16 protein-coding genes are annotated in these 22,236 nt (G+C 72.7%); 4 read left to right on the top strand and 12 right to left on the bottom strand.

What is annotated here, in order from left to right:
- Positions 1–45 precede the first annotated feature (45 nt).
- From ABZS51_RS14520 to ABZS51_RS14510, 3 genes are all read right to left on the bottom strand, one after another.
- Positions 46–2,121 carry an EAL domain-containing protein gene (locus tag ABZS51_RS14520; protein ID WP_355440172.1) on the bottom strand — a complete coding sequence of 692 codons (2,076 nt, stop codon included), beginning with the start codon at positions 2,119–2,121 and terminating at the stop codon, positions 46–48.
- 479 nt (positions 2,122–2,600) lie between these two features.
- The gene (gene ligA / locus ABZS51_RS14515) at positions 2,601–4,790 is read right to left on the bottom strand and encodes an NAD-dependent DNA ligase LigA (protein ID WP_355440169.1); all 2,190 of its coding nucleotides are present in this window, start codon (positions 4,788–4,790) and stop codon (positions 2,601–2,603) included.
- 76 nt (positions 4,791–4,866) lie between these two features.
- A complete protein-coding gene (locus ABZS51_RS14510) occupies positions 4,867–5,856 on the bottom strand; it encodes a methionine synthase (RefSeq protein ID WP_355440166.1) in 990 nt (329 codons plus the stop codon).
- A 23-nt stretch (positions 5,857–5,879) separates the two neighbouring features.
- Here ABZS51_RS14510 and ABZS51_RS14505 point away from each other — a divergent pair, with 23 nt between their 5' ends.
- Positions 5,880–6,521 carry an MBL fold metallo-hydrolase gene (locus ABZS51_RS14505; RefSeq protein WP_310708728.1) on the top strand — a complete coding sequence of 214 codons (642 nt, stop codon included), beginning with the start codon at positions 5,880–5,882 and terminating at the stop codon, positions 6,519–6,521.
- A 47-nt stretch (positions 6,522–6,568) separates the two neighbouring features.
- Here the strand turns inward: ABZS51_RS14505 and mnmA are convergent, their stop codons facing one another.
- A complete protein-coding gene (mnmA, locus tag ABZS51_RS14500) occupies positions 6,569–7,648 on the bottom strand; it encodes a tRNA 2-thiouridine(34) synthase MnmA (protein WP_355440163.1) in 1,080 nt (359 codons plus the stop codon).
- Positions 7,649–7,780: 132 nt separating this feature from the next.
- Between mnmA and ABZS51_RS14495 the strand changes: the two genes are divergently transcribed.
- Positions 7,781–8,860, top strand: coding sequence for a DUF695 domain-containing protein (locus ABZS51_RS14495; RefSeq protein ID WP_355440160.1), 1,080 nt, complete (start codon positions 7,781–7,783; stop codon positions 8,858–8,860).
- A gap of 45 nt (positions 8,861–8,905) precedes the next feature.
- On the opposite strand, the gene ABZS51_RS14490 is transcribed toward ABZS51_RS14495, so the two are convergent.
- Entirely contained in the window at positions 8,906–10,069 is a 1,164-nt protein-coding gene (locus ABZS51_RS14490; RefSeq protein ID WP_310708725.1) for a cysteine desulfurase family protein, read from the bottom strand.
- Between the two features lie 53 nt (positions 10,070–10,122).
- Between ABZS51_RS14490 and ABZS51_RS14485 the strand changes: the two genes are divergently transcribed.
- Positions 10,123–10,641, top strand: a complete 519-nt coding sequence (locus ABZS51_RS14485; RefSeq protein ID WP_355440156.1) for a TetR/AcrR family transcriptional regulator — start codon at positions 10,123–10,125, stop codon at positions 10,639–10,641.
- 691 nt (positions 10,642–11,332) lie between these two features.
- Positions 11,333–12,520 (top strand): MFS transporter, encoded by a 1,188-nt coding sequence (locus ABZS51_RS14480; RefSeq protein ID WP_355440153.1) that lies wholly within the window; start codon positions 11,333–11,335, stop codon positions 12,518–12,520.
- A 161-nt stretch (positions 12,521–12,681) separates the two neighbouring features.
- On the opposite strand, the gene ABZS51_RS14475 is transcribed toward ABZS51_RS14480, so the two are convergent.
- From ABZS51_RS14475 to ABZS51_RS14445, 7 genes are all read right to left on the bottom strand, one after another.
- Positions 12,682–12,945, bottom strand: coding sequence for a hypothetical protein (locus tag ABZS51_RS14475; RefSeq protein WP_355440151.1), 264 nt, complete (start codon positions 12,943–12,945; stop codon positions 12,682–12,684).
- Positions 12,946–12,957: 12 nt separating this feature from the next.
- Complete coding sequence (locus ABZS51_RS14470) at positions 12,958–13,863, bottom strand: hypothetical protein (RefSeq protein ID WP_355440148.1); 906 nt, start codon at positions 13,861–13,863, stop codon at positions 12,958–12,960.
- A 320-nt stretch (positions 13,864–14,183) separates the two neighbouring features.
- Entirely contained in the window at positions 14,184–15,137 is a 954-nt protein-coding gene (locus ABZS51_RS14465) for an electron transfer flavoprotein subunit alpha/FixB family protein (protein WP_355440145.1), read from the bottom strand.
- A 19-nt stretch (positions 15,138–15,156) separates the two neighbouring features.
- Complete coding sequence (locus ABZS51_RS14460) at positions 15,157–15,936, bottom strand: electron transfer flavoprotein subunit beta/FixA family protein (protein ID WP_355440142.1); 780 nt, start codon at positions 15,934–15,936, stop codon at positions 15,157–15,159.
- 245 nt (positions 15,937–16,181) lie between these two features.
- Positions 16,182–17,717, bottom strand: a complete 1,536-nt coding sequence (locus tag ABZS51_RS14455; RefSeq protein WP_355440139.1) for a serine/threonine-protein kinase — start codon at positions 17,715–17,717, stop codon at positions 16,182–16,184.
- 35 nt (positions 17,718–17,752) lie between these two features.
- Positions 17,753–19,600, bottom strand: coding sequence for a serine/threonine-protein kinase (locus tag ABZS51_RS14450; protein ID WP_355440137.1), 1,848 nt, complete (start codon positions 19,598–19,600; stop codon positions 17,753–17,755).
- A gap of 16 nt (positions 19,601–19,616) precedes the next feature.
- Positions 19,617–22,052 carry a protein kinase gene (locus ABZS51_RS14445; protein ID WP_355440134.1) on the bottom strand — a complete coding sequence of 812 codons (2,436 nt, stop codon included), beginning with the start codon at positions 22,050–22,052 and terminating at the stop codon, positions 19,617–19,619.
- Positions 22,053–22,236 lie beyond the last annotated feature (184 nt).

Here is a 22,236-nt window from a genome sequence, read left to right as displayed (position 1 = left end):
CCCAAGGATGTAGGAGTGTACTTCGACGAAGTGTACTCCTATCTCCTACGCCGTCTGGGTGACCTCCGGGCGGTAGCCGTACTCGATGTCCGAGGTGGAGGGGTCGAAGCGGTCGCGGAGCCAGGCCGTGGCGTCGGCCGGGGGCATCGGCTTGCCGAACAGCCAGCCCTGGCCGAGGTCGCAGCCCATCTCCGCCAGCCGCAGGGCGACCGCGTCCGTCTCGACGCCCTCGGCGACCGAGCGCAGCCCGATCGAGCGGACCAGGTCGACGATCGAGCGCACGATTCGCGCGTCGTCCTCGGACTCGGCGATCCGCCGCACGAACGACGCGTCGATCTTGACCTCGGAGATGGCCAGCCGCTGGAGCCGGATGAGCGAGGAGTAGCCGGTGCCGAAGTCGTCCAGCGCGAGCGGCACCCCGAGCGCGGCCAGCGCCTTGATCGCCTCGTGCTGGTAGACCTGGTCGCCCATGAGGATGCGCTCGGTGACCTCCAGCTGGATGGCGGCCGGCGGGAGCTGGTACTTGGCCAGCCCCATCTCCAGCTGCTCCGGCAGCGCCGAGTCGAGCAGGTCGCGGGCCGAGATGTTGACCGAGATCCGCACCCGCAGGCCCGTGTGCCACCAGCGGGCCGCCTGCTCCAGCGCGCTGTCGATGACGTACGCGGTGAGCTGGCGCATCAGGTAGGACTGCTCGGCCAGCGGGATGAACTCCGACGGCGCGATCGGCCCGTGCACCGGGTGGCGCCAGCGCAGCAGCGCCTCCACCCCGTGGACGGCCGCGTCGGTGAGACTCACCTTGGGCTGGTAGTGCAGCCGCAGCTCGCCGTTGTCGACGGCGCGGCGCAGGTCGCCGAGGAGGTTGAGACGCTCGGGCGAGTTGCGGTCCTTGTTCGGCTGGTAGAGCTCCACGCCGGTGCGGCTCTCCTTGGCGAGGTACATGGCCACGTCGGCGCGTTGCAGCAGCAGCTCGAAGTCGGGGGCGTGGTCGGGGTAGAGGGCGATGCCGACCGAGCCGTCGAGATCGAACGTCATGCCCTCCAGGCGCACGGGCTCGGTCAGGGCCGCCCGCAACCGGGCCGCCACCTCGCGTGCCGCGTGGGCGTCGCGGATGGAGGGCAGGAGCACGGCGAACTCGTCGCCGCCCAGCCGGGCCACGACGTCGCCCGGACGCACGGAGTGGGTGAGCCGGTGGGCGACCATCTGCAGCAGCCGGTCGCCCACCGGGTGCCCCATCGTGTCGTTGACCTCCTTGAACCGGTCGAGGTCCAGCAGGAACAGGCCGACCCGCTCGTCCTGGCGGGCCTCGGCCAGCGCCTCCTCGGTGCTGACGATGAGCATCTTGCGGTTGGGCAGGCCGGTCAGCTCGTCGTGCATGGCCTGGTGGTCGCGGCGCATCGACAGCGTGGCGGTGAAGTAGACGGCGGCCAGCGGCGCCACGAACAGCGGCACCATCTCCGGCGCCTGGCCCATGACGACCACGACCAGCGGCGCGAGACCGAGCAGGCCCGCGTACACGAGGCTCTGCGGCCCGGCCGAGGCCCTGAGCACCCGCACGATCGAGCGGCGCTCGTGCAGGGCGACGGCACCGCTGACCAGCGCGGCCCGGATGGCGAAGTAGGCGACGCCGGCGATGCCGAGCGCGGCCAGGTCGCTGCCGTCGGGCACCCACGGCCGCGCCGGGCTCGGCATGATGCCGAACACGCCCAGCACCACGGCGGCGGCGGTCAGCGCCAGCGTCGACTGCGCGGTGTTGAACATCACCCGGTGCCACGCCCGGCGCGTCACCACACCGTTGATCACGACGGCCACGCACTGCATGAGCACCGCCACGGGCAGGCCGAAGTGCAGCAGCACGGCGAAGGTGAACATCGTGGAGGGGTAGGTGCCGCCCACCACGGCCGCGGAGGACACCATCACGGGCCGCAGCTCTCCCAGGATGACCAGCACGGCCAGCACCCAGAACAGGGGCGTGCGGGCGAGCTCCACCAGGGGCGCGGGATCCAGCCTCAGCAGGGCCACGATCAGGGCGGTGAAGCCGATCACGGTGATGCCCGCGAGGTACGCCCACAGGGGCGTGCCGACGCGTGGTCCTGTGTCGCGGGTGTCGGTTGGGTCAGTCATCGGTAAACAGAACCCCCATCAGGTCACTATGGGAGGGTACGACCTTTACCCCACTTCGCGAAACCAAGCGCGTACGTTCCGTCACTTCTCCTTTCGGACATATGCCCGGAAAGCACACTGTGTAGCCAGCATATCGACGCTCTGTACCTGCGCGGCGGCTTTCGGCCCTTTTGCTCCCCGCCGATGTGATCCGTGCGCTCCCCGGGCGTGTCGCCCAGCGCCCCGCCCCGCTCCCCGCGTCGTGTCACGTAGGGAACCGGCCTCCTCCCCACGTCGTGTCACGTAGGGAACCGGCCTCCTCCCCACGTCGTGTCACGTAGGGAACCGGCCTCCTCCCCACGTGGTGTCATACAAGAACCCGGCCTGCTGCCCGAGCCCTGGCACACAAGTAACCGGCCGTCTCCCCCCGCGTCGTGTCACACAGGACCTCGCCCCTGCCTCATGGCGCCCGATCCGGGCGGGGCGGCGATCGGGCCCGGTCACCCCTCCGGCGTCACCGCCGCCTTGGCCGCCGCCTCCGGCCCGTCCTTGAGCAGGACCTCGAAGCCCGCCTCGTCCAGGATCGGCACCCCCAGGCTGACCGCCTTGTCGTACTTGGACCCGGCGTTCTCCCCGACGACCACGAACGAGGTCTTCTTCGACACCGACCCCGACACCTTGCCGCCCCGGCTGGTGAGCGCCTCGGCCGCGGAGTCGCGCGTGTAGCCCTCCAGCGTGCCCGTCACCACGAACGTGAGCCCGTCGAGGATCTGCGGCCCCTTCTCCGGCGCCGGCTCGTCCTCCATGCGGACCCCGGCCGCGCGCCAGCGCTCGACGATCTCGCGGTGCCAGTCGACCTGGAACCACTCGCGGATCGTGGCCGCCGTACGGGGCCCGATGTCCTTGACCGCAGCCAGCTCCTCTTCCGAGGCGTTCATGATGGCGTCCATCGAGCGCAGCTCGCCGGCGAGCAGCCTGGCCGTGGGCGGGCCGATGTGACGGATCGACAGCGCCACCAGGACGCGCCAGAGCGGCACCTGCTTGGCCTGCTCCAGCGACTCCATGAGCTTGAGCGCGTTCTGGCTGGCCTCGCCGTTGAGGTTGGAGAAGAACGAGACGACCTTCTCCTCGCCCGTCTTCGCGTCGATCTTGGGCAGGCCGCTGTCCATGTCGCGCACCACGGACCGGATCGGGATGAGCTGGTCGAGCGTCAGGTCGAACAGGTCGGCCTCGGTGCGCACCACCGGCTCCTGCGGCGGCAGCGGCTGGCTGAGCGCGGTGGCCGCGACGTAACCCAGGCCGTCGATGTCGAGGGCGCTGCGCCCGGCCGCGAAGTAGAGGCGCTCGCGGATCTGCGCGGGGCAGCCGCGGGCGTTGGGGCAGCGCAGGTCGGCGTCGCCCTCACGCTCGTAGGCCAGCTCGGTGCCGCACTCGGGGCAGTGCGTCGGCATGACGAACTCCCGCTCGGAGCCGTCGCGCAGCGCCGTCACCGGCCCGACGACCTCGGGGATGACGTCGCCGGCCTTGCGCAGCACCACGGTGTCGCCGATCAGCACGCCCTTCTTGACCACGATCGCGGCGTTGTGCAGGGTGGCCCGCTCCACCGTGGACCCGGCCACGGTCACCGGCTCCATCACCGCGAACGGCGTGACGCGGCCGGTGCGGCCCACGCCCACCTGGATCTCGAGGAGCTTGGTGTTGACCTCCTCCGGCGGGTACTTGTAGGCGATCGCCCAGCGCGGCGCCCGCGAGGTGGAGCCCAGCTCCCTCTGGAGGCGGAAGTCGTCCACCTTGACCACCACGCCGTCGATCTCGTACGCGGGGTCGTGCCGGTGGACGTGGTAGTGCTCGATGAACTCGTTGACCTCGGCCGCGCTGCCCACGACCTGGTACAGGTCGCTCACCGGCAGCCCGAAGGCGCGCAGCCGCTCGTACATCTCGGACTGGGTGCGCGGCGGGGTGGCGCCCTCCCAGACGCCGACCCCGTGGACGATCATGCGGAGCGGCCGCTGCGCGGTGATGCGCGGGTCCTTCTGCCGCAGGGTGCCGGCCGCGGAGTTGCGCGGGTTGGCGAAGGGGGGCTTGCCCTGCTCGACGAGCTGCTCGTTGAGCGTCCTGAAGTCGGCGACCGGGATGTAGACCTCGCCGCGCACCTCGACCAGGCTGGGCACGTCGTCGCCCGTCAGCCGGTGGGGCACGCCCCTGATGGTGCGGACGTTGGCCGTCACGTCGTCGCCGGTGCGGCCGTCGCCCCGGGTGGCGCCGCGCTCCAGCCTGCCGTCGCGGTAGACGAGCGCGATCGCGAGCCCGTCGATCTTGAGCTCCACGAGGTAGGGGCCGGGGTCGCGCTCGGCGAGCCGCTCGGCGCGCGCCTGCCAGGCGGCCATGTCGGCGGCGTTGAACGCGTTGTCCAGGCTCTCCATGCGGGCGAGGTGATCGACCTTGGCGAAGTCGCCGGAGACCGGCGCGCCCACCTTCTGGGTCGGCGAGTCGGGCGTCTGGAGCGAGGGGTGCGCCTCCTCCAGCGCCAGCAGCTCGTTGAACCAGGCGTCGAACTGGGCGTCGCTGACCGTGGGCTGGTCGAGCACGTAGTAGCGCCAGCGGGCCTCCTCCACCAGCTCCGACACCTCGGCATGCCGCTTCAGCGCCTCCACCGGCACGCCCCCGGCCTCGGTGTTCAGCTCGCTCACGCCGGCACCCCTTCCTTCCTCGACCCCTGGGAGAACGCTATCGCCGGGCACCGACAAGATTGGCCAGGTGGGGGCGTCATTCGGCGCCCCCCGCCTCCGGATCATCACGGAGCACCCGGGCCGCCTTCCGGCAGGCCGCCAGGGCCGCCCTCGCGTACGCGGGCGAGGCCCCGGCCAGCCCGCACGACGGCGTGAGCACCACCTGCCCGGCCAGCCGCTCCGCCGGGAACCCGAGTCGCCGCCACAGCTCCACGGCGGGCTTGGCGACGACGCCCACGTCCGGCAGCCGCGTGTCGGTGCCGGGCACCACGCCGAGGAACAGCAGCAGCCCGGCCTCCACCGCCTCGCCGACCGCCTCCTCGTCACGCCGCCTGACCAGGGACGCGTCCACGGAGACGCCGCGCACGCCCGCGCGGCGCAGCAGGTCGTACGGGACGGACGGCGCGCAGCAGTGGACGATCGGCGCGGGGAACCGGCGCAGCGACGCCTCCACCCGCCACTCCTCCACGGCGGCCAGCCGGCCGAAACCCGAGGCGGTCGGCACGGTGCCGGCCAGCACCCCCGGCAGGCCCGGCTCGTCGAGCTGGAGCACCACCTCGGTGACGCCGGGCAGGCGCCGCCGCACCTCCGCGATGTGCTCGGCGACGCCCTGCGCGAGGGAGTCGGCCAGGTCGCGCACGGCCCCGTGGTCGGACAGCACCTTGTCGCCGTGGCGCAGCTCCAGCGCGCCCGCCAGCGTCCACGGGCCGCACACCTGCACCTTCAACGGCCCCTCGTAGGCGTGGCCCACCTCCTCCAGGCCGTCGAGGTCGCGCCGGAGGTGGTCCACGGCCCGCTGGTGGTCGCGCCCCGGCCGGCCGGTCAGCCGCCAGCCCGACGGCTGCACCTCCACCGGGAGCTCCACCAGCAGCCCCGCCGTACGGCCGATCATGTCCGCGCCCACTCCCCGGGCGGGGAGCTCCGGAAGGTAGGGCAGGTCCGGCAGCTCGCCGAACACCAGCCGTGCCGCCTCCAGATGATCCTGCCCCGGCTGCGACCCGACCCCGGTGGCTTCCCACGTCAACATGGGACAAGCGTAGGCTCTCCAAGATGAGACTCACCAAATATGGTCACGCCTGCGTGCGGCTGGAGAAGGACGGCAAGGTCCTCGTCATCGACCCGGGGATGTTCAGCGAGGCCGAGGCCCTGGACGGCGCCGACGCGGTGCTGATCACCCACCAGCACGCCGACCACGTCGTCCCCGACCGGCTGAGGGCCGCCCCGGCGGAGCTGGAGATCTGGACGTGCGAGGCGGTCGCCGAGGAGCTGGCCGCGGCGGAAGGGGTGCCCGCCAAGGTCCGTACGGTGCGCCACGGCGACACGTTCGAGGTGGCGGGGTTCGGGGTGAAGGCGTTCGGCGAGTGGCACGCGGCCAACCATCCCGACATGCCGATCGTGCAGAACGTCGGCTTCATGATCGACGACGAGGTGTTCTACCCGGGCGACGCGCTCACGGTGCCCGAAGCCGACGTGCCGACCCTCCTGGTGCCCACCTCCGCGCCGTGGCTCAGGTTGCCGGACATGGTCGAGTACCTGCGCACGGTACGGCCGGCGCGGGCGTACTCCACGCACGACGCGCTGTACAGCGACGTGGGGCTGGGCCTGCTGGACAGCTGGCTCAAGCTCGAGTCGGACAAGCAGGGCGCCGACATCCGGCGGATCCCCGTCGGCGAGTCGGTCACCCTCGGCTGACAGCGCCACCCCGGGCCTTGCCCGCGCGCGGAAGCGCGGGCCTCGGATCAGACGGCGTGGCTGATCGTGGCGCTGCCGATGACGGTCGCGCCGGAGTAGAGCACCGCCGCCTGGCCCGCGGCGACGCCCGTGGCCGGGCGGTCCAGCTCGATGTGCAGCCGGTCGCCGGTCTCCTCGAAGCGGCACCCGTACACCTCGCCGTGCGCGCGGAGCTGGACGGTGAGGTCGCGGAGCCGGCCGGGCGGGTCGTCGTGGACGGACGGCCCGTTCCAGACCGGGCGGCCGCACGTGATCGTCGTGACCTCCAGCGCCGACCGCGGTCCCACGGTGACCGTGTTGGACACCGGCTCGATCGACAGCACGTAGCGCGGCCTGCCGTCGGAGGCGGGCCGGTCGATGCGCAGGCCCTTGCGCTGCCCCACCGTGAACCCGTGGGCCCCCTGGTGGCTGCCCACCACCTCGCCCGACTCGTCGACGATCGGCCCCTCGGCCTCGCCCAGCCGCTTCGCCAGGAAGCCCCGCGTGTCGCCGTCGGCGATGAAGCAGATGTCGTGGCTGTCGGGCTTGTCGGCGACGGTCAGGCCGCGCCGGGCGGCCTCCTCGCGCACCTCGGCCTTGGTGGAGTCGCCCAGCGGGAAGATCGCGTGGCTGAGCTGCTCGCGGGTGAGCACGCCCAGCACGTACGACTGGTCCTTGCCCTGGTCGACGCTGCGGGACAGCACGCCGTCCACGAGCCTGGCGTGATGGCCGGTCGCCACGGCGTCGAACCCGAGCGCCAGCGCCCGGTCGAGCACCGCCGCGAACTTGATCTTCTCGTTGCACCGCAGGCACGGGTTGGGCGTGCGGCCCGCCGCGTACTCGGCCACGAAGTCCTCGACCACGTCACGCTGGAAGCGCTCGGCCATGTCCCAGATGTAGAACGGGATGCCGATCACGTCGGCGGCGCGGCGCGCGTCCCGCGAGTCCTCGATCGTGCAGCAGCCCCTGGCTCCCGTACGGTGGGATTGAGGGTTGGCCGACAGGGCGAGATGGACACCGGTCACCTCGTGGCCGGCCTCGGCGATCCGGGCCGCGGCCACGGCTGAGTCGACGCCGCCCGACATGGCGGCAAGCACACGCAATCCCATGACGTTCCAAGCGTACTGTCCCGTGGAGAGTGCGCCTCGCGCCGATGGCGGGCCGCCGCGAGCCGGTGACGCCTGATGACGCCCCCGGGGTGAGGAGGCGAGGACGCGCGGGGTCTGAAAGGATGCACGACTATGCGACTGTTCGGGCGCAAGGACGGCGAGGACGGCACCGGCGGGCACGGGACGGGCGGGCCGGGCGCCGGCGTGCCCGCGTTCTGGGCGTGGTGGCAGGAGGCGCGGCCCCGCGTCGAAGCCGTGGTGGCGGCCGGTGACGCGGACGGCCTGGCGGAGCTGCTCGACCCCGCCGTGAGCGCGCTGCATCCCGGCCTGGTCTGGGAGCTGGCCCCGGGCAAGGAGGCGGCGCACGCCCTGGTGGTGACCGCCGCGGGCGACGCCGAGCTGCGGCCGCTGGCCCACCGCTGGGCCAGGGCGGCGCCGGAGGGCGACCTGCTGTGGGAGTTCCACCCGTCGCGGCAGGCCGACCCGCGCGCCTCGGAGCGGACCTTCGACATGGACGGGCGCACGGTCGAGCTGGACAAGCTGACGCTGGGGCTGCGCGTGCCGCGCGACGGCTCGCGCGTGGACGTGTCGGCCTACCACCCGATCTTCGGCGAGCTCGACGAGGACATCCGGATGGAGGCGACGCTGCTCGCCCTCGACTGGCTGCTGGGCGAGGACGACGTGGCCCGGTGGGTGGGCGAGATCACGCCGGTGACGTTCGAGCCGATCGACGCGGTGGCCGCCGCGCACCTGCCGGCCGTGGTGGCCGACCTGGCCTCGGACCTCGCCCCCGGCCCCGGCGAGGAGCAGTGGGCGCTGCTGGAGGGGCAGACGGTCAGCGGTGCGCCGCTGCACGCGAGCGCCCGCCATCCGCTGCGGCCGGTGGACCATCCGCTGCTCGACCGGCACATCGAGATCACGCTGCCGTACCGGCACCGCGACGAGGGCGGCCTGCCCGCCGTCGGCTCGCTGAGCTCGCTGCAGTCCTTCGAGGATCGGCTCACCGCCGAGCTGCTCGACCGCCGGGAGACGGCCCTGCTGGCCGTCCGGCTGAGCGCCGAGGGGTTGCGGATCTTCCACCTGTACGCCGACCGGGACGGCGACGCCCACACCTGGGCCGAGGAGCTGGTCAAGGGGTGGACCGAGGGCAGGGCGCGGGTGCAGGTGTCGGACGACCCCGCCTGGACGGCGGTCGCCCCCTTCCTCACCTGACTTCTCCGTCCTGACTTCTCCGTCTTGGGCGGCGGATCGCCCGGGTCAGCCGAGGCCGGCGCGGCGGGCGCGCTCGACGGCGGCCGGGAGCACCTCGATGAGCCGGTCCACGTCCTCCCGCGTCGAGGTGTGACCCAGCGAGAACCTGAGCGACCCGCGCGCCGCCACCGTGTCGGCCCCCATGGCCAGCAGCACGTGGGACGGCTGGGCCACCCCCGCCGAGCAGGCCGAGCCGGTCGAGCACTCCACGCCCTTGGCGTCCAGCAGCATGAGCAGCGCGTCGCCCTCGCAGCCGGGGAAGGAGAAGTGGGCGTTGCCCGGCAGCCGCCCCTCCGGGTCGCCGTTGAGCACGACGTCGGGCACCGCCTGCCGTACGCGCCGGATGAGGTCGTCGCGCAGCTCCGTCAGCCGTAGCCGCTGGCTCTCCTGCTCCTTGACCGCGACCCGCACCGCGGCGGCGAAGCCCGCGACGGCGGGCACGTCCAGCGTGCCCGAGCGCACGTCACGCTCCTGCCCGCCGCCGTGCTGCACGGGGACGGGCGTCAGGCCGCGCGCCAGCAGCAGCGCGCCGACGCCGACCGGGCCGCCTGTCTTGTGGCCGCTGACGGTGATCGCGTCGGCGCCCGACCCGGCGAACGACACGGGCAGCTGGCCGACCGCCTGCACCGCGTCGGTGTGGAACGGGATGTCGTGCTCGTGCGCCACCGCCGCCAGCGCCTGGACCGGCTGGACGGTGCCGACCTCGTTGTTGGCCCACATCACACTGACCAGGGCGACGCCGCCGGGGTCGCGGGCGATGGCGGCGCGCAGCGTGTCGGGGTGGACGCGGCCGACCTCGTCGACGGGCAGCGGCTCCACCTGGGCGCCCTGCGTGTCGGCCAGCCAGTGGACGGGGTCGAGGCCGGCGTGGTGCTCGATCGAGCTGATCAGGATGCGGCGGCGCGGGGCGCGCGCCCAGTAGAGGCCCTTGAGGGCGAGGTTGTCGGCCTCGGTGCCGCCGGAGGTGAACACCACCTCGCTCGGCCGGGCGCCGAGCGCGTCGGCGATGGTCTCGCGCGCCTCCTCGACGACCCTGCGCGCCCGCCGCCCGGCCGCGTGCAGCGACGAGGCGTTGCCGACCTGGCCGAGCTGCTCCGTCATGGCCTCGATCGCCTCGGGGAGCATGGGCGTGGTCGCGGCGTGATCGAGGTAGACCGAGGGTCTGTTCACCCGGCAAGGGTATCTCGTTTGCCACTGTACCGTCCGGACGGTACAGTGGAGGCATGAGACGGGATGAGCTGCTGGACGCCGCGGAGGATCTGCTGTGCGACCAGGGCGCGGCCGCGCTCACGCTCTCCGCCGTCGCCGACCGCGCGGGAGTGAGCAAGGGCGGTCTCCTCTACCACTTCAGTAGCAAGGAGACCCTGATCAAAGCCATGGTCGAGCGCCTCATCGACGACTTCGACCAGCTCATGGCCGCCCAGCCGGGCGACACCTACACCGAGCGCTACCTCACGGCCACGCTGGCCGCCGTACGCTCGGGCCGGCTGCGAAGATGGGCCGTCGTGACCGGCGCCTCGGGCAACCTGTTCCTGCTGGCGCCGCTGCGCGAGGCCATGACCCGCTGGCACCGCGACGAGCTGCGCGGGGAGCCCGACCCGCTGGCGTCGCAGGTCGTACGGCTCGCGTGTGAGGGGCTCTGGGACGTGGCCAGCCACGACCCGGAGCTCAACACGGAGAGCGACCTGCAGGCCCTGGAGGCCCGCCTCCGCTCCCTGCTGAAACCTCCTCCCGTGTCCTAGCGCCCTGGGGTTTCCCTCCGCCGCGGCCGCTCCAGGTCCCTGGCGCGGGGTTTCCGTGCGGGTTTCGGGCGCCGTTCACGGGCGGGCTTCGGGCGCGGTTTCCGGGCGGGCCGTGAACGCGGCGCGCGGCGGAAATAAGGCGGCGCGGGGCGGTGTTGGAGGCTCTGGCTCGGGAATCGTGCCTGGCCACGGCGGCCTGCGCGCGGCTCGGCAGTCGCGACGTGACCCGCCGTCCGGGCCGGGACGCCTTGGCCCGACCGGAACGTTCCACGCCGAGCGGAACGCCCCCGTCCCAGGGCTTCGGCAGGATCTCCGGCCGAGTCGGAGGCGCCGTGCCCGGCTCGGCGGGCCCCGAAGGGTGGACGCGCGAAGGCGCGGACCTCGCCCCAGCCCCCCACGGTCCAGGCGCACGCCGCTCCGCCTCCTGCCCGCAGGACGGCGGCCGCGTGCCCCGAGGCGCCCGACTGCCCCAAGGGACGCGGAACTCCCGCCGCTCCCACTCCCGCCCCGAAGGGCGCCGGCCCCGGCCGGCACCCGCCCCGAACGGGCGCCGGCACCCCACGGCGCCCGTTCCCCCCGGGTGCCGACCCCGCCGGCGCCCGCCCTCGAAGGGGCGCCGGTCCCCCGCCGGCGCCCGTTCCCCCGACATTCCGACTGACTGACCTTGCGTGACGCTCTGAGAGGTGTGCTGATGGCGAAGGACCTGCGGATGGCCCGATACGGGGCAATCCTGACATTTGTGATGGCCGGCTTGATGGTGGGCACGATGACCGTGCGCATCCCGGCGCTGACCGACAAGCTGGGCCTGTCGGAGTCCGTCGTGGGCACGATCCTGCTCGTCTGGGGCCTCGGCGCCCTCGTCACCATGCAGTCGATGCGCCGCGCCATGGCCCGGTTCGGCAGCAGGTCGGTCCTGCGCGTCGGCGGGCCGCTGACGGCGGTCGGCCTGGCCGCCGTGGCGTACGCGCCCAACCTGCCCGTCCTCCTGGCCGCCGCCGCGTTCTTCGGCATGGCGTTCGGCATGGTGGACATCGCCATGAACGCCCAGGGCTCCACGGTCGAGCGCGCCTACGGACGTCCCCTCATGAACGGCATGCACGCGGGCTGGTGCGTCGGCGCCATCTCCGCCGGCGCCCTGGGCAGCGTGGCCATCGCGCTGGGCATGTCGTTCACCGCCAACCTGGCGCTCGTCGGCCTGCTCTCCCTGCCGGTGATGATCCTGGCCGGCCGCGCGTACCTGCCCGAGGCCCCCGCCTCCCAGGCCGGCACGGCCGCGCGGCGTCGCATGCCGCCGATCGTCTATCTGCTGGGCGCGCTGATGTTCTTCGCGTTCATGGTCGAGGGCACGGTCGCCGACTGGAACGGCCTGTTCATGCGCGACACACTGGGCGCGCCGGAGGCGCTGGCGGCGCTCGGCTATCCCGTGTTCGAGGCGGGCATGCTGCTCGCGCGGCTGACCGGCGACCGGCTGCGGTCCCGGTTCGGGGTGCGCGGCATGCTGACCGTGTCGGGGCTGGCCACGGCCGGGTTCTTCACGGTCGTGCTGGCGTCGCCCGCGCCGCTGATGGCGGTGCTCGCGATGTTTTTCGTCGGGCTGGGCGTGGCGACGATCTCGCCGATGACGCTCTCGCTCGCGGGGACCGCCACGGACAACCCGGGTCCGGCCATCGCGCAGGCAGGGGCCATGGGGTACGCGGGGCTGCTGCTCGGGCCGGTCGTCATCGGCTTCCTGTCGGACGCCACCTCACTGCGTACCGCGCTCGGGATCGCGGTGGTGCTCGGCGTGCTGATCGCGCTGGCGTCCCGCCTGCTGCCGCGCGAGGAGCCCGCGGCTGTCCGGGTGCTGCCGGCGCGCGAGCGCGTCGAGGTCGCCGCCTGACCGTTGTCACCGTTCAGCCTCGCACCTGGGCTGCTCCGTCGAGAGCCGCCGTGCGAGGCTGAACGCCATGGTGAAGCCGTACACCACAGCCGTGGTCTGCGCGATCCCGGCGGTCTCCAGCCTCCTCCAGTTCTACGAGCTGCTGGTGTCCGCGCTGATGACTATCCGGCGCTCTGGTCGAACAGATCCTGCAGAGTCTGGACGGTCACCGCGCGGGTGGTCCAGCTCTCCAGCCGGGCAAGATCAGCGCAGGCGGAGATCTGGGCGCGTATGTCGTCTGGAACGTCGAAGCCACGGGCGCCCAGCACGAGCAGGAGCATCCTGGCCGCCTCTTCAGCTTTGCCCTCGGCTTTGCCTTCGTCGAGACCGCGGCCGTAGTGTTCGCGGGCGAAGGGGCTGTAGACGGGCCAGTCTGTGGACGTCATGATCTCCTCTGACTATCCGTCGCTCAGGTCGAACAGATCCTGCAGAGTCTGGACGGTCACCGCGCGGGTGGTCCAGCTCTCCAGCCGGGCAAGATCAGCGCAGGCGGAGATCTGGGCGCGTATGTCGTCTGGAACGTCGAAGCCACGGGCGCCCAGCACGAGCAGGAGCATCCTGGCCGCCTCTTCGGCTTTGCCCTCGGCTTTGCCCTCGGCTTTGCCCTCGGCTTTGCCTTCGTCGAGACCGCGACCGTAGTGTTCGCGGGCGAAGGGGCTGTAGACGGGCCAGTCTGTGGACGTCATGATCTCCTCCAGGAGGTGCCGCACTTCGGGCGCCGACATGCTGTAGGCGTATTCATAGTACTTCGGAGCGTGTTCGTCACGCAGCGCGGTCAACGCCGTGGCGAAGGCCTCCACCACCTTGCGGTCACGGCCGTGAACCATCACCGCCATAGCCGACAACGCCAGGTTGGCCGCCGCCTCCTGAGGATCGATGATGGCCGGTATGCCGTCCGGGCCCAGCACCCGGGCCTGCAAGCGATAACCGGTCAGCCCGGAATCGATCGGCACCGCATAGTGGGCGGCAACCCCACGATCGGGACAGACGATCAGGACCGTGACATCACAGCGCAGTATCAACCACAACGCGGCGGCATAGCGCGCCAGTTGCCGGGGGGCCTTGGACTTGTCCTGCTGGATCTCCACGATGATGGCGTGTGCGGGCGCCTGCGGAGGCCCCAGGACGAGGACCAGATCGGCCTCGATGTCGTCGGAAGGTCGCGTGTTGAAGGTGCACTCCTCCAGCCGGATCAGCGGAGTGGCAGGCAGGTCCAATCCCAGAAGATCACGCAGAACCTCGACCGCCAACTGGGGACGGTTACTGAACAGCCGGATGAGGGCGTCATGACGGGGGGACGGCATGGCACTTATTGTCACACGTCAAGCACATGGAGTTACGGAAAATGGCAGTCCGAGCTCGCCGTTTCCGGAGGCCTCCGCCCGCCCCCACGCCACCACCCCTGACGTCTTCCGGCGCGCAGCCCCTGACTGGTGACCCCGGAGGTGGCGTCATTCGCTGATCCAGGGCGTTCCCCGCCATATGACGCCGATCCGACGTGATCGGCCAGCGAATCGGCGAAGCGGCTCTTGAGCGGGGGTTTGGGGGGCTGCGCCCCCCAATGTCACAGCCTGAGCTCTCTGCGCGAAGCGCCATTCAGCGAAGGCCGTGCTCTCCCCTGCGGCTACTTGCGCTTGGCGACCTCGTCGGCGAGCTGCGGCACGACCTGGTGCAGGTCGCCCACCACGCCGTAGTCGGCGAGCTCGAAGATCGGCGCCTCCGGGTCCTTGTTGATCGCCACGATCGTCTTCGCGGTCTGCATGCCGGCCCGGTGCTGGATGGCGCCGGAGATGCCGGCCGCGATGTAGAGCTGCGGCGACACGGTCTTGCCGGTCTGCCCGACCTGGAACTGGTGCGGGTACCAGCCGGCGTCCGTGGCGGCGCGGGAGGCGCCCACGGCCGCGCCGAGCGCGTCGGCCAGGCCCTCGATGACCGAGAAGTTCTCGGCCGAGCCGACGCCGCGCCCGCCGGAGACCACGATCGCGGCCTCGGTGAGCTCCGGACGCGCGCCCTTCTCCTGCTTGACCCGCTCGACGATGCGGGCCGCCCTGGCGGTGTCGCTCAGGGAGAGCGACACCTCCTCCTCCGTGCCGGCGCCGGCGGCGGGCTCGGGGGCGGTCGAGTTGGGGCGTACGGCGACGATGGGCGTGCCCCTGCGCACCCGGGAGCGGACGTTCACGCCGCCACCGAAGATCGACTGGTCGGCCACGAAGCCCTCGCCGAGACCCACGGCGTCGGTGATGACGCCCGAGTCGGTCTTGACCGCGAGGCGGCCGGCGACCTCCTTGCCCTCGGCCGTGGCCGCCACCAGCACCGCGGCGGGCGACTTCTCGGCCACGAGCTGGGCGAGCAGCTCGGCCTTGGGGGCCACCACGTAGTCGACCACGTCGCTGGAGGAGGCGACGTAGATCTTCTCGGCGCCGTACTCGGCCAGCCTGGCCTTGGCCCCGTCGGTGATGCCGGGGCCGGCCCAGACGGCGGCCGGCGTGCCGAGGGAGCGGGCCAGCGTCAGCAGCTCCAGCGTGACCTTCTTGACCTCGCCGTCGACCTGCTCGACGAGAACGAGAATCTCCGACATATCAGCAAAACCCCCGTTCTCAGATGAACTTCTTGGAGGCGAGGAACTCGGCGGCCTTCACGCCGCCGTCGCCCTCGTCCTTGACGATGGTGCCGGCCGCGCGCGGCGGGGCCGCGGCGAAGTCGACGACCTCGGACCAGGCCGCGCCGAGGCCCACCTGGTCCGCGGCGATCTCCGCGTCGGCGATGCCGAGCGTCTCGACCGGCTTCTTCTTGGCCGCCATGATGCCCTTGAAGGACGGGTAGCGCGGCTCGTTGATCTTCTCCACCACGGAGACGACGGCGGGCAGGGTGGCCTCGACCCGGTCGAACCCGTAGTCGGTCAGCCGCTGGATCGTGATGGACGACCCGTCGACCTCGACCTTGTTGGCGAGGGTGAGCTGCGGGGTGCCGAGCCGCTCGGCCAGCATCGCGGCGAGCACGCCGGTGCGGGCGTCGGTGGACTCGGAGCCGAGGATGACCAGGTCGAAGCCGATCCGCTTCAGCGCCTGCGCCATCGCGTAGGAGGTGGACAGGGCGTCGGAGCCGCGCAGGGCGTCGTCGCTGAGGTGGACCGCCTTGTCGGCGCCCATGGCCAGGGCCTTGCGGATGGTCTCGGTGGCCTTGCCGGGGCCCATGGTGAGGACGGTGACCTCACCGCCGTGGGCCTCCTTGAGCTTGAGGGCCTCCTCGACCGCGTACTCGTCCAGCTCGTTGACCACGCCGTCTACGGCGTCACGGTCGAGCGTCTTGTCATCGGACCGCAGCTTGCGCTCGGTCGCCGTGTCGGGGACCTGCTTCACGCAGACGACGATGTTCATGGCCGGTGGCCGACCTCCCGTGCTCGCGTGCGCCACCGCGTCGGTGCGGCGGGCGCTGGATGCTGTCCAGACTGCCAGGTGTCGCGTGGGCTCCGTGACAGCGGGTGGCACGAGTCGTTCCCGGCCCCCGCCGACATGTTACCCATGGGTAGCTTAGTCGCAAACACTACCTTCCGTACCCGCGTCCCGGCTTCACCAGGCCCACCCTACCGAACTTTGTTCGGTACGCGGTGAGGGGCCACCGGTCAGGCGGACAGCAGGAACACGATCCCGACGACCAGCGCCGTGCCCGCGAAGAGGGCGAGCGTGAACGTGCTGAACGCCGCGCTCAGCCCCAGGCACAGCCCCGCCGCGCCCGCGATGCTCGCGAAGTCCACGACGATCCGGCTCGTCCGGTACGGCCTGCGGGAGAACAGCGCCACGCCCGCGTCGGCCACCACCGCCAGCGTGTAGCCGGCCAGCAGGAACAGCGCCACCTCCGGCAGCGGCTCGCGCGCCGCGGCGGCCAGCAGCGCCACGAACAGGGCGGAGCCGACCACCCAGCGCCTGCGCACCTTCTCCCGGTGCCGCGCCATGGACTCCTCGGCGGAGCGGCGCCGCGGATCGTCGCCGGGCCGCCACTCGCGCGTCTCCAGGTCGTGCAGCCCCTCGCGGCGACGCTCGGCCCGCGATCGGCGGCGCTCACGCGGCAGGTCGGCGGGCCGCGGCAGGTCGGCGGGCCGCGGCCGGACCGCCGGACCTCCGGCCGCAGCGCCACCCAACGGAGGAACGCCCGCCGCGAGAGCGCCCCCGGCTGAACCGCCCGGCACGGACTCGCCCAGCAAGGACTTTCCCTGCACGGACTCTCCCTGCACGGACTCTCCCTGCACGGAGTCGCCCGGCACGGACGCTCCCGGCACGAACTCTCGCGGCGAAGGGGAGAACGCGGCCGAGGCGGCGGTGGAAGTGGCAGCGGGCGAGGTGGCGGGCGGCTGCTGCCCGTCGTGCGCCTCCACCGCCCCGGCTCGCGCGGGACCGGCGAGGGCGCCCAGGTGCGTGCACAGCTCGGCGGCCGTCGGGCGGTCCGCAGGATCCGTGGACAGACAGCGGCGCAGCAGCGGCTCCAGCCACTCCGGTGTCCCCTCCAGGTCCGGCTCGTGGTGGACGACCCGGTAGGCCACCGCCGAAGCCGGGCCCTGCCCGTACGGCTGCCGTCCGGTGGCCGCGTACGCCAGCGTGGCGCCGAAGGAGAACACATCGGCCGCCATGCCCGCCTCATGCCCTTCGAGCACCTCAGGCGCCAGGTAGCCCGGCGTGCCCACCACCGCCCCCGAGGCCGTCACCGACAGCGAGTCGAGCGCGCTCGCGATGCCGAAGTCGATGACCACGGCCCGCCCTTCGGCCATCATCACGTTGGCCGGCTTGAGGTCGCGATGGATGACCCCGGCCTCGTGCATGGCGAGCAGCGCCGCGGCCAGCCCGGCCGCGAGCCGCGGCAGGTCGGCCACCGGTACGGGCACCGCGCTGAGCGGCCTGCCCTGGACGTACCGGGTCACCAGGTACGGCCGCGCCACGTCCAGCGAGGCGTCGAGCACCTCCGCCACGTACGGACCGCCGACCCGGCGCATCGTCTCGACCTCGCGCGCCAGCCGCGCCAGCGCGACGGTGTCGGCCGCGACGTGCGGATGCAGCACCTTGACCGCGACCGTGCGCCCTTCGGGGTCGAGCGCGAGATGCACCTCGCCGAAACCGCCGGAGCCGAGCCTGGAGAGCAGGTGGTACGGGCCGAGATGCTCGCTCATACCGCTTCCTTCCCCTCAGGGGCGCGTCGGGACACTCACGACCAGGGCGACAGGAAGCCCAGTCCCACCCTTCGCAGGAGGTCGTCGACAAGGCCGGTGAAAAGCCCCATCGCGCTGTCCTGGGCGTTGCGCGTCAGCTCCCTGATCACGGTCTCGGGAGCGCGCCACGGGCTCCACACCGTCTCCTGGCCCAGCGCGAACATCGCGACGACCAGCGTCAGGGTGCCCACCGCCAGCAGCGCGACCGTGGCGGCTCCGGGGCTGCGCAGCATGCCGGTGATCGCGCGGGTGACGGTCCGGCGGGGCGGTCCGCCGCCCGGCAGCACGAACAGGCCGGCCGAGAAGACGCCGGCCGCCCACGCGGCGGCCTCGTTGACGCCCATGCCGCCGCCCCAGCGGAGCACGCCGTACGCGCAGAGGCCGAACAGGATCGACAGCGGCACGTGGACCAGCGACACGAGCGCCGCCTTGACGAGCGCCCACGGGGTGCCGACGAGCACGAGCAGCGGGTCGGCGGCGCTGGAGCCGCGGATCTGGCGGCGCTTGACCATGTCGCCGAACAGGTAGTCGCCCACCCGCAGCACCACCGCGAGCGCGATGGCGACCGCCCCCACGGCGACGGGCATCATGACGGTCAGCGCGACGAGCATGACCAGCAGCAGCCCGCCGATGAGCTGGCTGCCCACGAGGTAGCGCTTGCGCTCGGCGGGCGGCGTGTACGGGGGCGGAGTGGCCGGGCGGCGACCGCCCTGGGTCGCGGGCGCGCTCGCGGGTGCCGTGGGCGGCCGGTATCCGGGAGCCGGGTAGCCGGGGGCCCGGCCGGGATGGCCGGCGACCCGCTGGTCCGGCCGCGGCGCGGGCGCGCGGACCGGCATGGGCGCCGGTACGTAGGGCGGCGGGCGCTCCTCCTGCCGCGGCCTGGGCGGCTCCTGCCGGGGCGGCGGCGTGCCGTACTCGACGGGCGGCAGCAGGTCGGCGTAGGAGTCGGCGTACGAGTCGAGGACCCGGGTGCGGCTGGACAGCTTCTTGGTGCCGCCGGGCCCGGTGTCCGGCGTGGTCTCGTGGAAGGTCGTGACCGACGGGTCGAGCGCCCTGGCCATCCGCAGCAGCTCCTGGGCGCTGGGCCGGGAGGCGGGTTCGACGTCGAGGGCGCGGGTGAGCCAGCCGCGCAGCCACGCGGGCGCCTTGTCGAGCTGGGCCCGCCCCTCCATGATGTTGAAGCAGACCACCTCGAACGTGCCGGTCCCGAACGGCGGCGCGCCCGTCGCGGCGAAGAACACCGTCGAGGCCAGCGCGTGGACGTCGGCCGCCTGGGTGATCTCCGAGTCGCGGATGATCTCCGGGGCGAGGTAGCCCGGCGTGCCGACGAACATGCCCGTCTGGGTCAGCCGGGTGGCGTTGACCAGATGGGCGATGCCGAAGTCGATGACCAGCGGCTCACCGTCGACCAGCATGACGTTGGACGGCTTGAAGTCGCGGTGGATCACGTCGGCGGCGTGGATGGCCACGAGCGCCTGGCAGAGCCCGCGGGCGAGTTTGATCACCTCACCCGCCGCCAGCGGACCGTCGTTGAGCACGGTCTCCTCCAGCGTGCGGCCCGGCGCGAAGCGGGTCACCACGTACGGCTGGCCCCCGACGAGCTCGGCGTCGAGCACCTCGGCCACGTGCGGGCTGCGCACGCGGCGCATGGTCTCGACCTCACGGGTGAGCCGGTCGCGGGCCTTGAGGTCGGCGGCCACGTGCGGGTGCAGGACCTTGATGGCGACCTCGCGGCCCTCGGAGTCGACGCCGAGGTGGACAACCCCCATGCCGCCTTCGCCGATCTTCCGTACCACCCGGTAGGGGCCGAGCCGCTCTGGCGCCTGGGTGTTGCCCGTGCTCATCGCCGTCTTCCCCCCGTCATCCCCCCGCGTCCCCCTTCAGTCCGTCGAGCTGCTTCACCACAGGTCCCACGTCCACCGGAGTCCATAGGGCCCTCCTCGCGTCGTCCCTGAACGTGCCGTAGGCGAGGACCAGCGACAGCGCCGCGGCCGCCGCCAGGACGCCCGCGACGACCACCGCCGCTGTTCTCGAGGGTACGAGGGAAGCGAGCGTCCTGCGCATCTGGCGCCCCGGACCCTCCACTCCCGGCCCCGCGCACAGGGTCCAGAGGGCGACCGCCGCCCCCCAGGCCAGCGCGTTGTACGGGTCCGTCCCGAGCACCACGGTGAGCAGCAGCGTAACCGGTAGCCCGAGGATGAGCGCGTAAAGCACGAGGGCGAGCGTGATGCCCACGGACTTGGCCAGGGCTCGCGGATGCCCGAACACCCTGACCACGTCCAGCGCCGCCGCGCCGGTCGAGCGGCGGGCGATCAGCTCGGGCTGGGCCAGGTCGGCGGCGCGCAGCAGCACCGCGACGGGTACGACGACCACGGCCACCAGCACGGGCGCCATGACCGCCGACACGATCATGATGAGGAGCAGCATCGCGCCCGCCACGCCGTACGCCCGCGAGCGCTGGAGCGCCTGGCCGGGCACGGCGCCCGGGATGAACGGCTCCCGCTTGGTCCTCGGGTCCGGGGGGTACTGGGGCTGTGCGGGGATGTAGGGCGGCGGCTGCTGCTGGACGGGGCGCGGCTGCGGCACCGGCGCGGGGCCGGACGGTCCGCCGGGTCCGGCGGGTCCGCCCATGCCGAACCCGTGCCCGGCCGGATGTCCCGCCGGGTGCCCGCCCTGGTGCCCGCCCTGATGGCTCGCCTGGTGGCCGGCGCCGGGCGCGGCGTGCGGCCCGGAGAACGCGGCGGGCCCGGCGTGCGGGCCCGGTCCGGGGTACGGGACCGATCCGTGGGACTGGGCCGGTCCGTGGGACTGGGCCGGTCCGTGGGACTGGGCCGGTCCGTGGGGCGGCGCCGAGGCGGCGTTCGGTCCCGATCCGGGATACGGCGCGGGGCCGGCGTTCGGTCCCGTGCCGGGGGCGGGTGAGGCGTTGGGGCGGCCGTAGTCGACGTTCGGACGGCCGTAGTCGGGCGTGTCGGGGCGTACGCGCCGGGTCGGCAGGTCGCCGTCGTGCGACGGCGGCGGGACGTGCTCGCCGGGGCGCGCGGAGACGGCGTCGTCGCCCGGCCGCGGCGCGTTGCGCCACGGCTGCGAGCCGGCCTCCTGCTGCATGCGGCGCAGCTCCTCGGGCGTCACGCGGCGGGTCGGCCACGGGTCGCCCTCGTCGCTCGCCCACGGGTCGTCCTGGTCGCCGCCGGCGGCCGGGCCGCCGACCGCGGGCGCGCCTGCCTGGCCGGGAAGCAGCGACACGAACGGCTGGTCCGTCTGCGCGAGGTCCTGGTGCGACGGCATCTGCCCGGAGACCCCGGAGACGCCGGGAACCCCGGGAACGGGCCCGCCGGGCCGGCCGAAGCGGGCGTCCTGGCCGTCGAGGAGCTGCCGGGGCGTGACCGGCGGCGTGGAGATCTCCCACGACGGCCGCTCCGTGACGGGCCGCGGCGCCGCCAGGTCGAACTGCGACCGGTCGGGCCCCGGCACGGTGGAGATCTCGTCAGGCGCCCGGCCCGGTGTCCGGGGCAGCATGCGCGCGGTCTGCTCGGCCAGCTCGGCCGCCTTCGGCCGCTTGGCCGGGTTGCGCTGGAAGGCGGCCTTGAGCAGCGGCTGGAGCTCGGCGGGGGCGGCGCCGATCTCGGCCTTGCCGGCGGTGATGTTGTAGAAGACCATCTCCAGCGTGCCCTTGCCGAAGGGCGGCTGGCCGGTGCTGGCGTACAGCAGCGTGCCGGCCCACGCGTGGACGTCGACCTCCGGCCCCGCCTCCTGACCCTCGATGATCTCCGGGGCGAGGTAGCCGGGCGTGCCGATGAACATGCCGGTCTGGGTCAGCCGCGTCGCGTCGACCGCCTGCGCGATGCCGAAGTCGATGAGCACCGGCTCGCCGTCGAGGATGAGCACGTTGCCCGGCTTCAGGTCGCGGTGGATCACGCCGACGGAGTGGACGGCGGCCAGCGCCGTCGCCACGCCGTGCGCGATGCGCACCAGCGCGGGCAGGTCCAGCGGGCCGTCGTCCTTGACGATCTCGTCCAGCGAGCGTCCGGCGACGTAGCGCGTGACGATGTACGGGCGATGACCGGTTACGTCGGCGTCGACGACCTCGGCGATGTACTTGCTGCGCGCGCGGCGCATGGTCTCGACCTCGCGCGACAGCCGTCGCCTGGCGACCTCGTCGCCGGCGACCTCGCCCCGCAGGACCTTGACCGCCACCTGCCGGCCCTGGGGGTCGGCAGCGAGGTGGACAACGCCCATTCCGCCTTCACCGAGCCGCCTGAGCAGCCGGTAAGGGCCAAGTCGGTCATCGTTCATGGCATGAAGCACCATACCGGCTTAATCCCCGCCCACGAGATGAACCATGAGGCCACATTCCCACTCGTACAACGTCCGGATCGGGGCCATCGGTTTCCGATCCGTCGGTATCGAATCGGCCACGACATTCGCGGGCCGCGGCGACCGTCTGCTTTGTATTGTTTTGCTGGGTGTTGTTCTACTT

The sequence above is a fragment of the Nonomuraea sp. NPDC005501 genome, from assembly GCF_040605905.1.
Taxonomy (GTDB): domain Bacteria; phylum Actinomycetota; class Actinomycetes; order Streptosporangiales; family Streptosporangiaceae; genus Nonomuraea.
This window is presented reverse-complemented; position numbering and strand designations above follow the sequence as displayed.

Coding starts and splice junctions, on each gene's coding strand:
- ABZS51_RS14465 (WP_355440145.1), bottom strand. CDS start 15,137: ATGTCGGAGATTCTCGTTCTCGTCGAGCAGGTCGACGGCGAGGTCAAG.
- ABZS51_RS14445 (WP_355440134.1), bottom strand. CDS start 22,052: ATGAACGATGACCGACTTGGCCCTTACCGGCTGCTCAGGCGGCTCGGT.
- ABZS51_RS14505 (WP_310708728.1), top strand. CDS start 5,880: ATGAGACTCACCAAATATGGTCACGCCTGCGTGCGGCTGGAGAAGGAC.
- ABZS51_RS14475 (WP_355440151.1), bottom strand. CDS start 12,945: ATGACGTCCACAGACTGGCCCGTCTACAGCCCCTTCGCCCGCGAACAC.
- ABZS51_RS14480 (WP_355440153.1), top strand. CDS start 11,333: ATGGCGAAGGACCTGCGGATGGCCCGATACGGGGCAATCCTGACATTT.
- ABZS51_RS14455 (WP_355440139.1), bottom strand. CDS start 17,717: ATGAGCGAGCATCTCGGCCCGTACCACCTGCTCTCCAGGCTCGGCTCC.
- mnmA (WP_355440163.1), bottom strand. CDS start 7,648: ATGGGATTGCGTGTGCTTGCCGCCATGTCGGGCGGCGTCGACTCAGCC.
- ABZS51_RS14470 (WP_355440148.1), bottom strand. CDS start 13,863: ATGCCGTCCCCCCGTCATGACGCCCTCATCCGGCTGTTCAGTAACCGT.
- ABZS51_RS14450 (WP_355440137.1), bottom strand. CDS start 19,600: ATGAGCACGGGCAACACCCAGGCGCCAGAGCGGCTCGGCCCCTACCGG.
- ABZS51_RS14485 (WP_355440156.1), top strand. CDS start 10,123: ATGAGACGGGATGAGCTGCTGGACGCCGCGGAGGATCTGCTGTGCGAC.
- ABZS51_RS14520 (WP_355440172.1), bottom strand. CDS start 2,121: ATGACTGACCCAACCGACACCCGCGACACAGGACCACGCGTCGGCACG.
- ABZS51_RS14460 (WP_355440142.1), bottom strand. CDS start 15,936: ATGAACATCGTCGTCTGCGTGAAGCAGGTCCCCGACACGGCGACCGAG.
- ABZS51_RS14510 (WP_355440166.1), bottom strand. CDS start 5,856: ATGTTGACGTGGGAAGCCACCGGGGTCGGGTCGCAGCCGGGGCAGGAT.
- ABZS51_RS14495 (WP_355440160.1), top strand. CDS start 7,781: ATGCGACTGTTCGGGCGCAAGGACGGCGAGGACGGCACCGGCGGGCAC.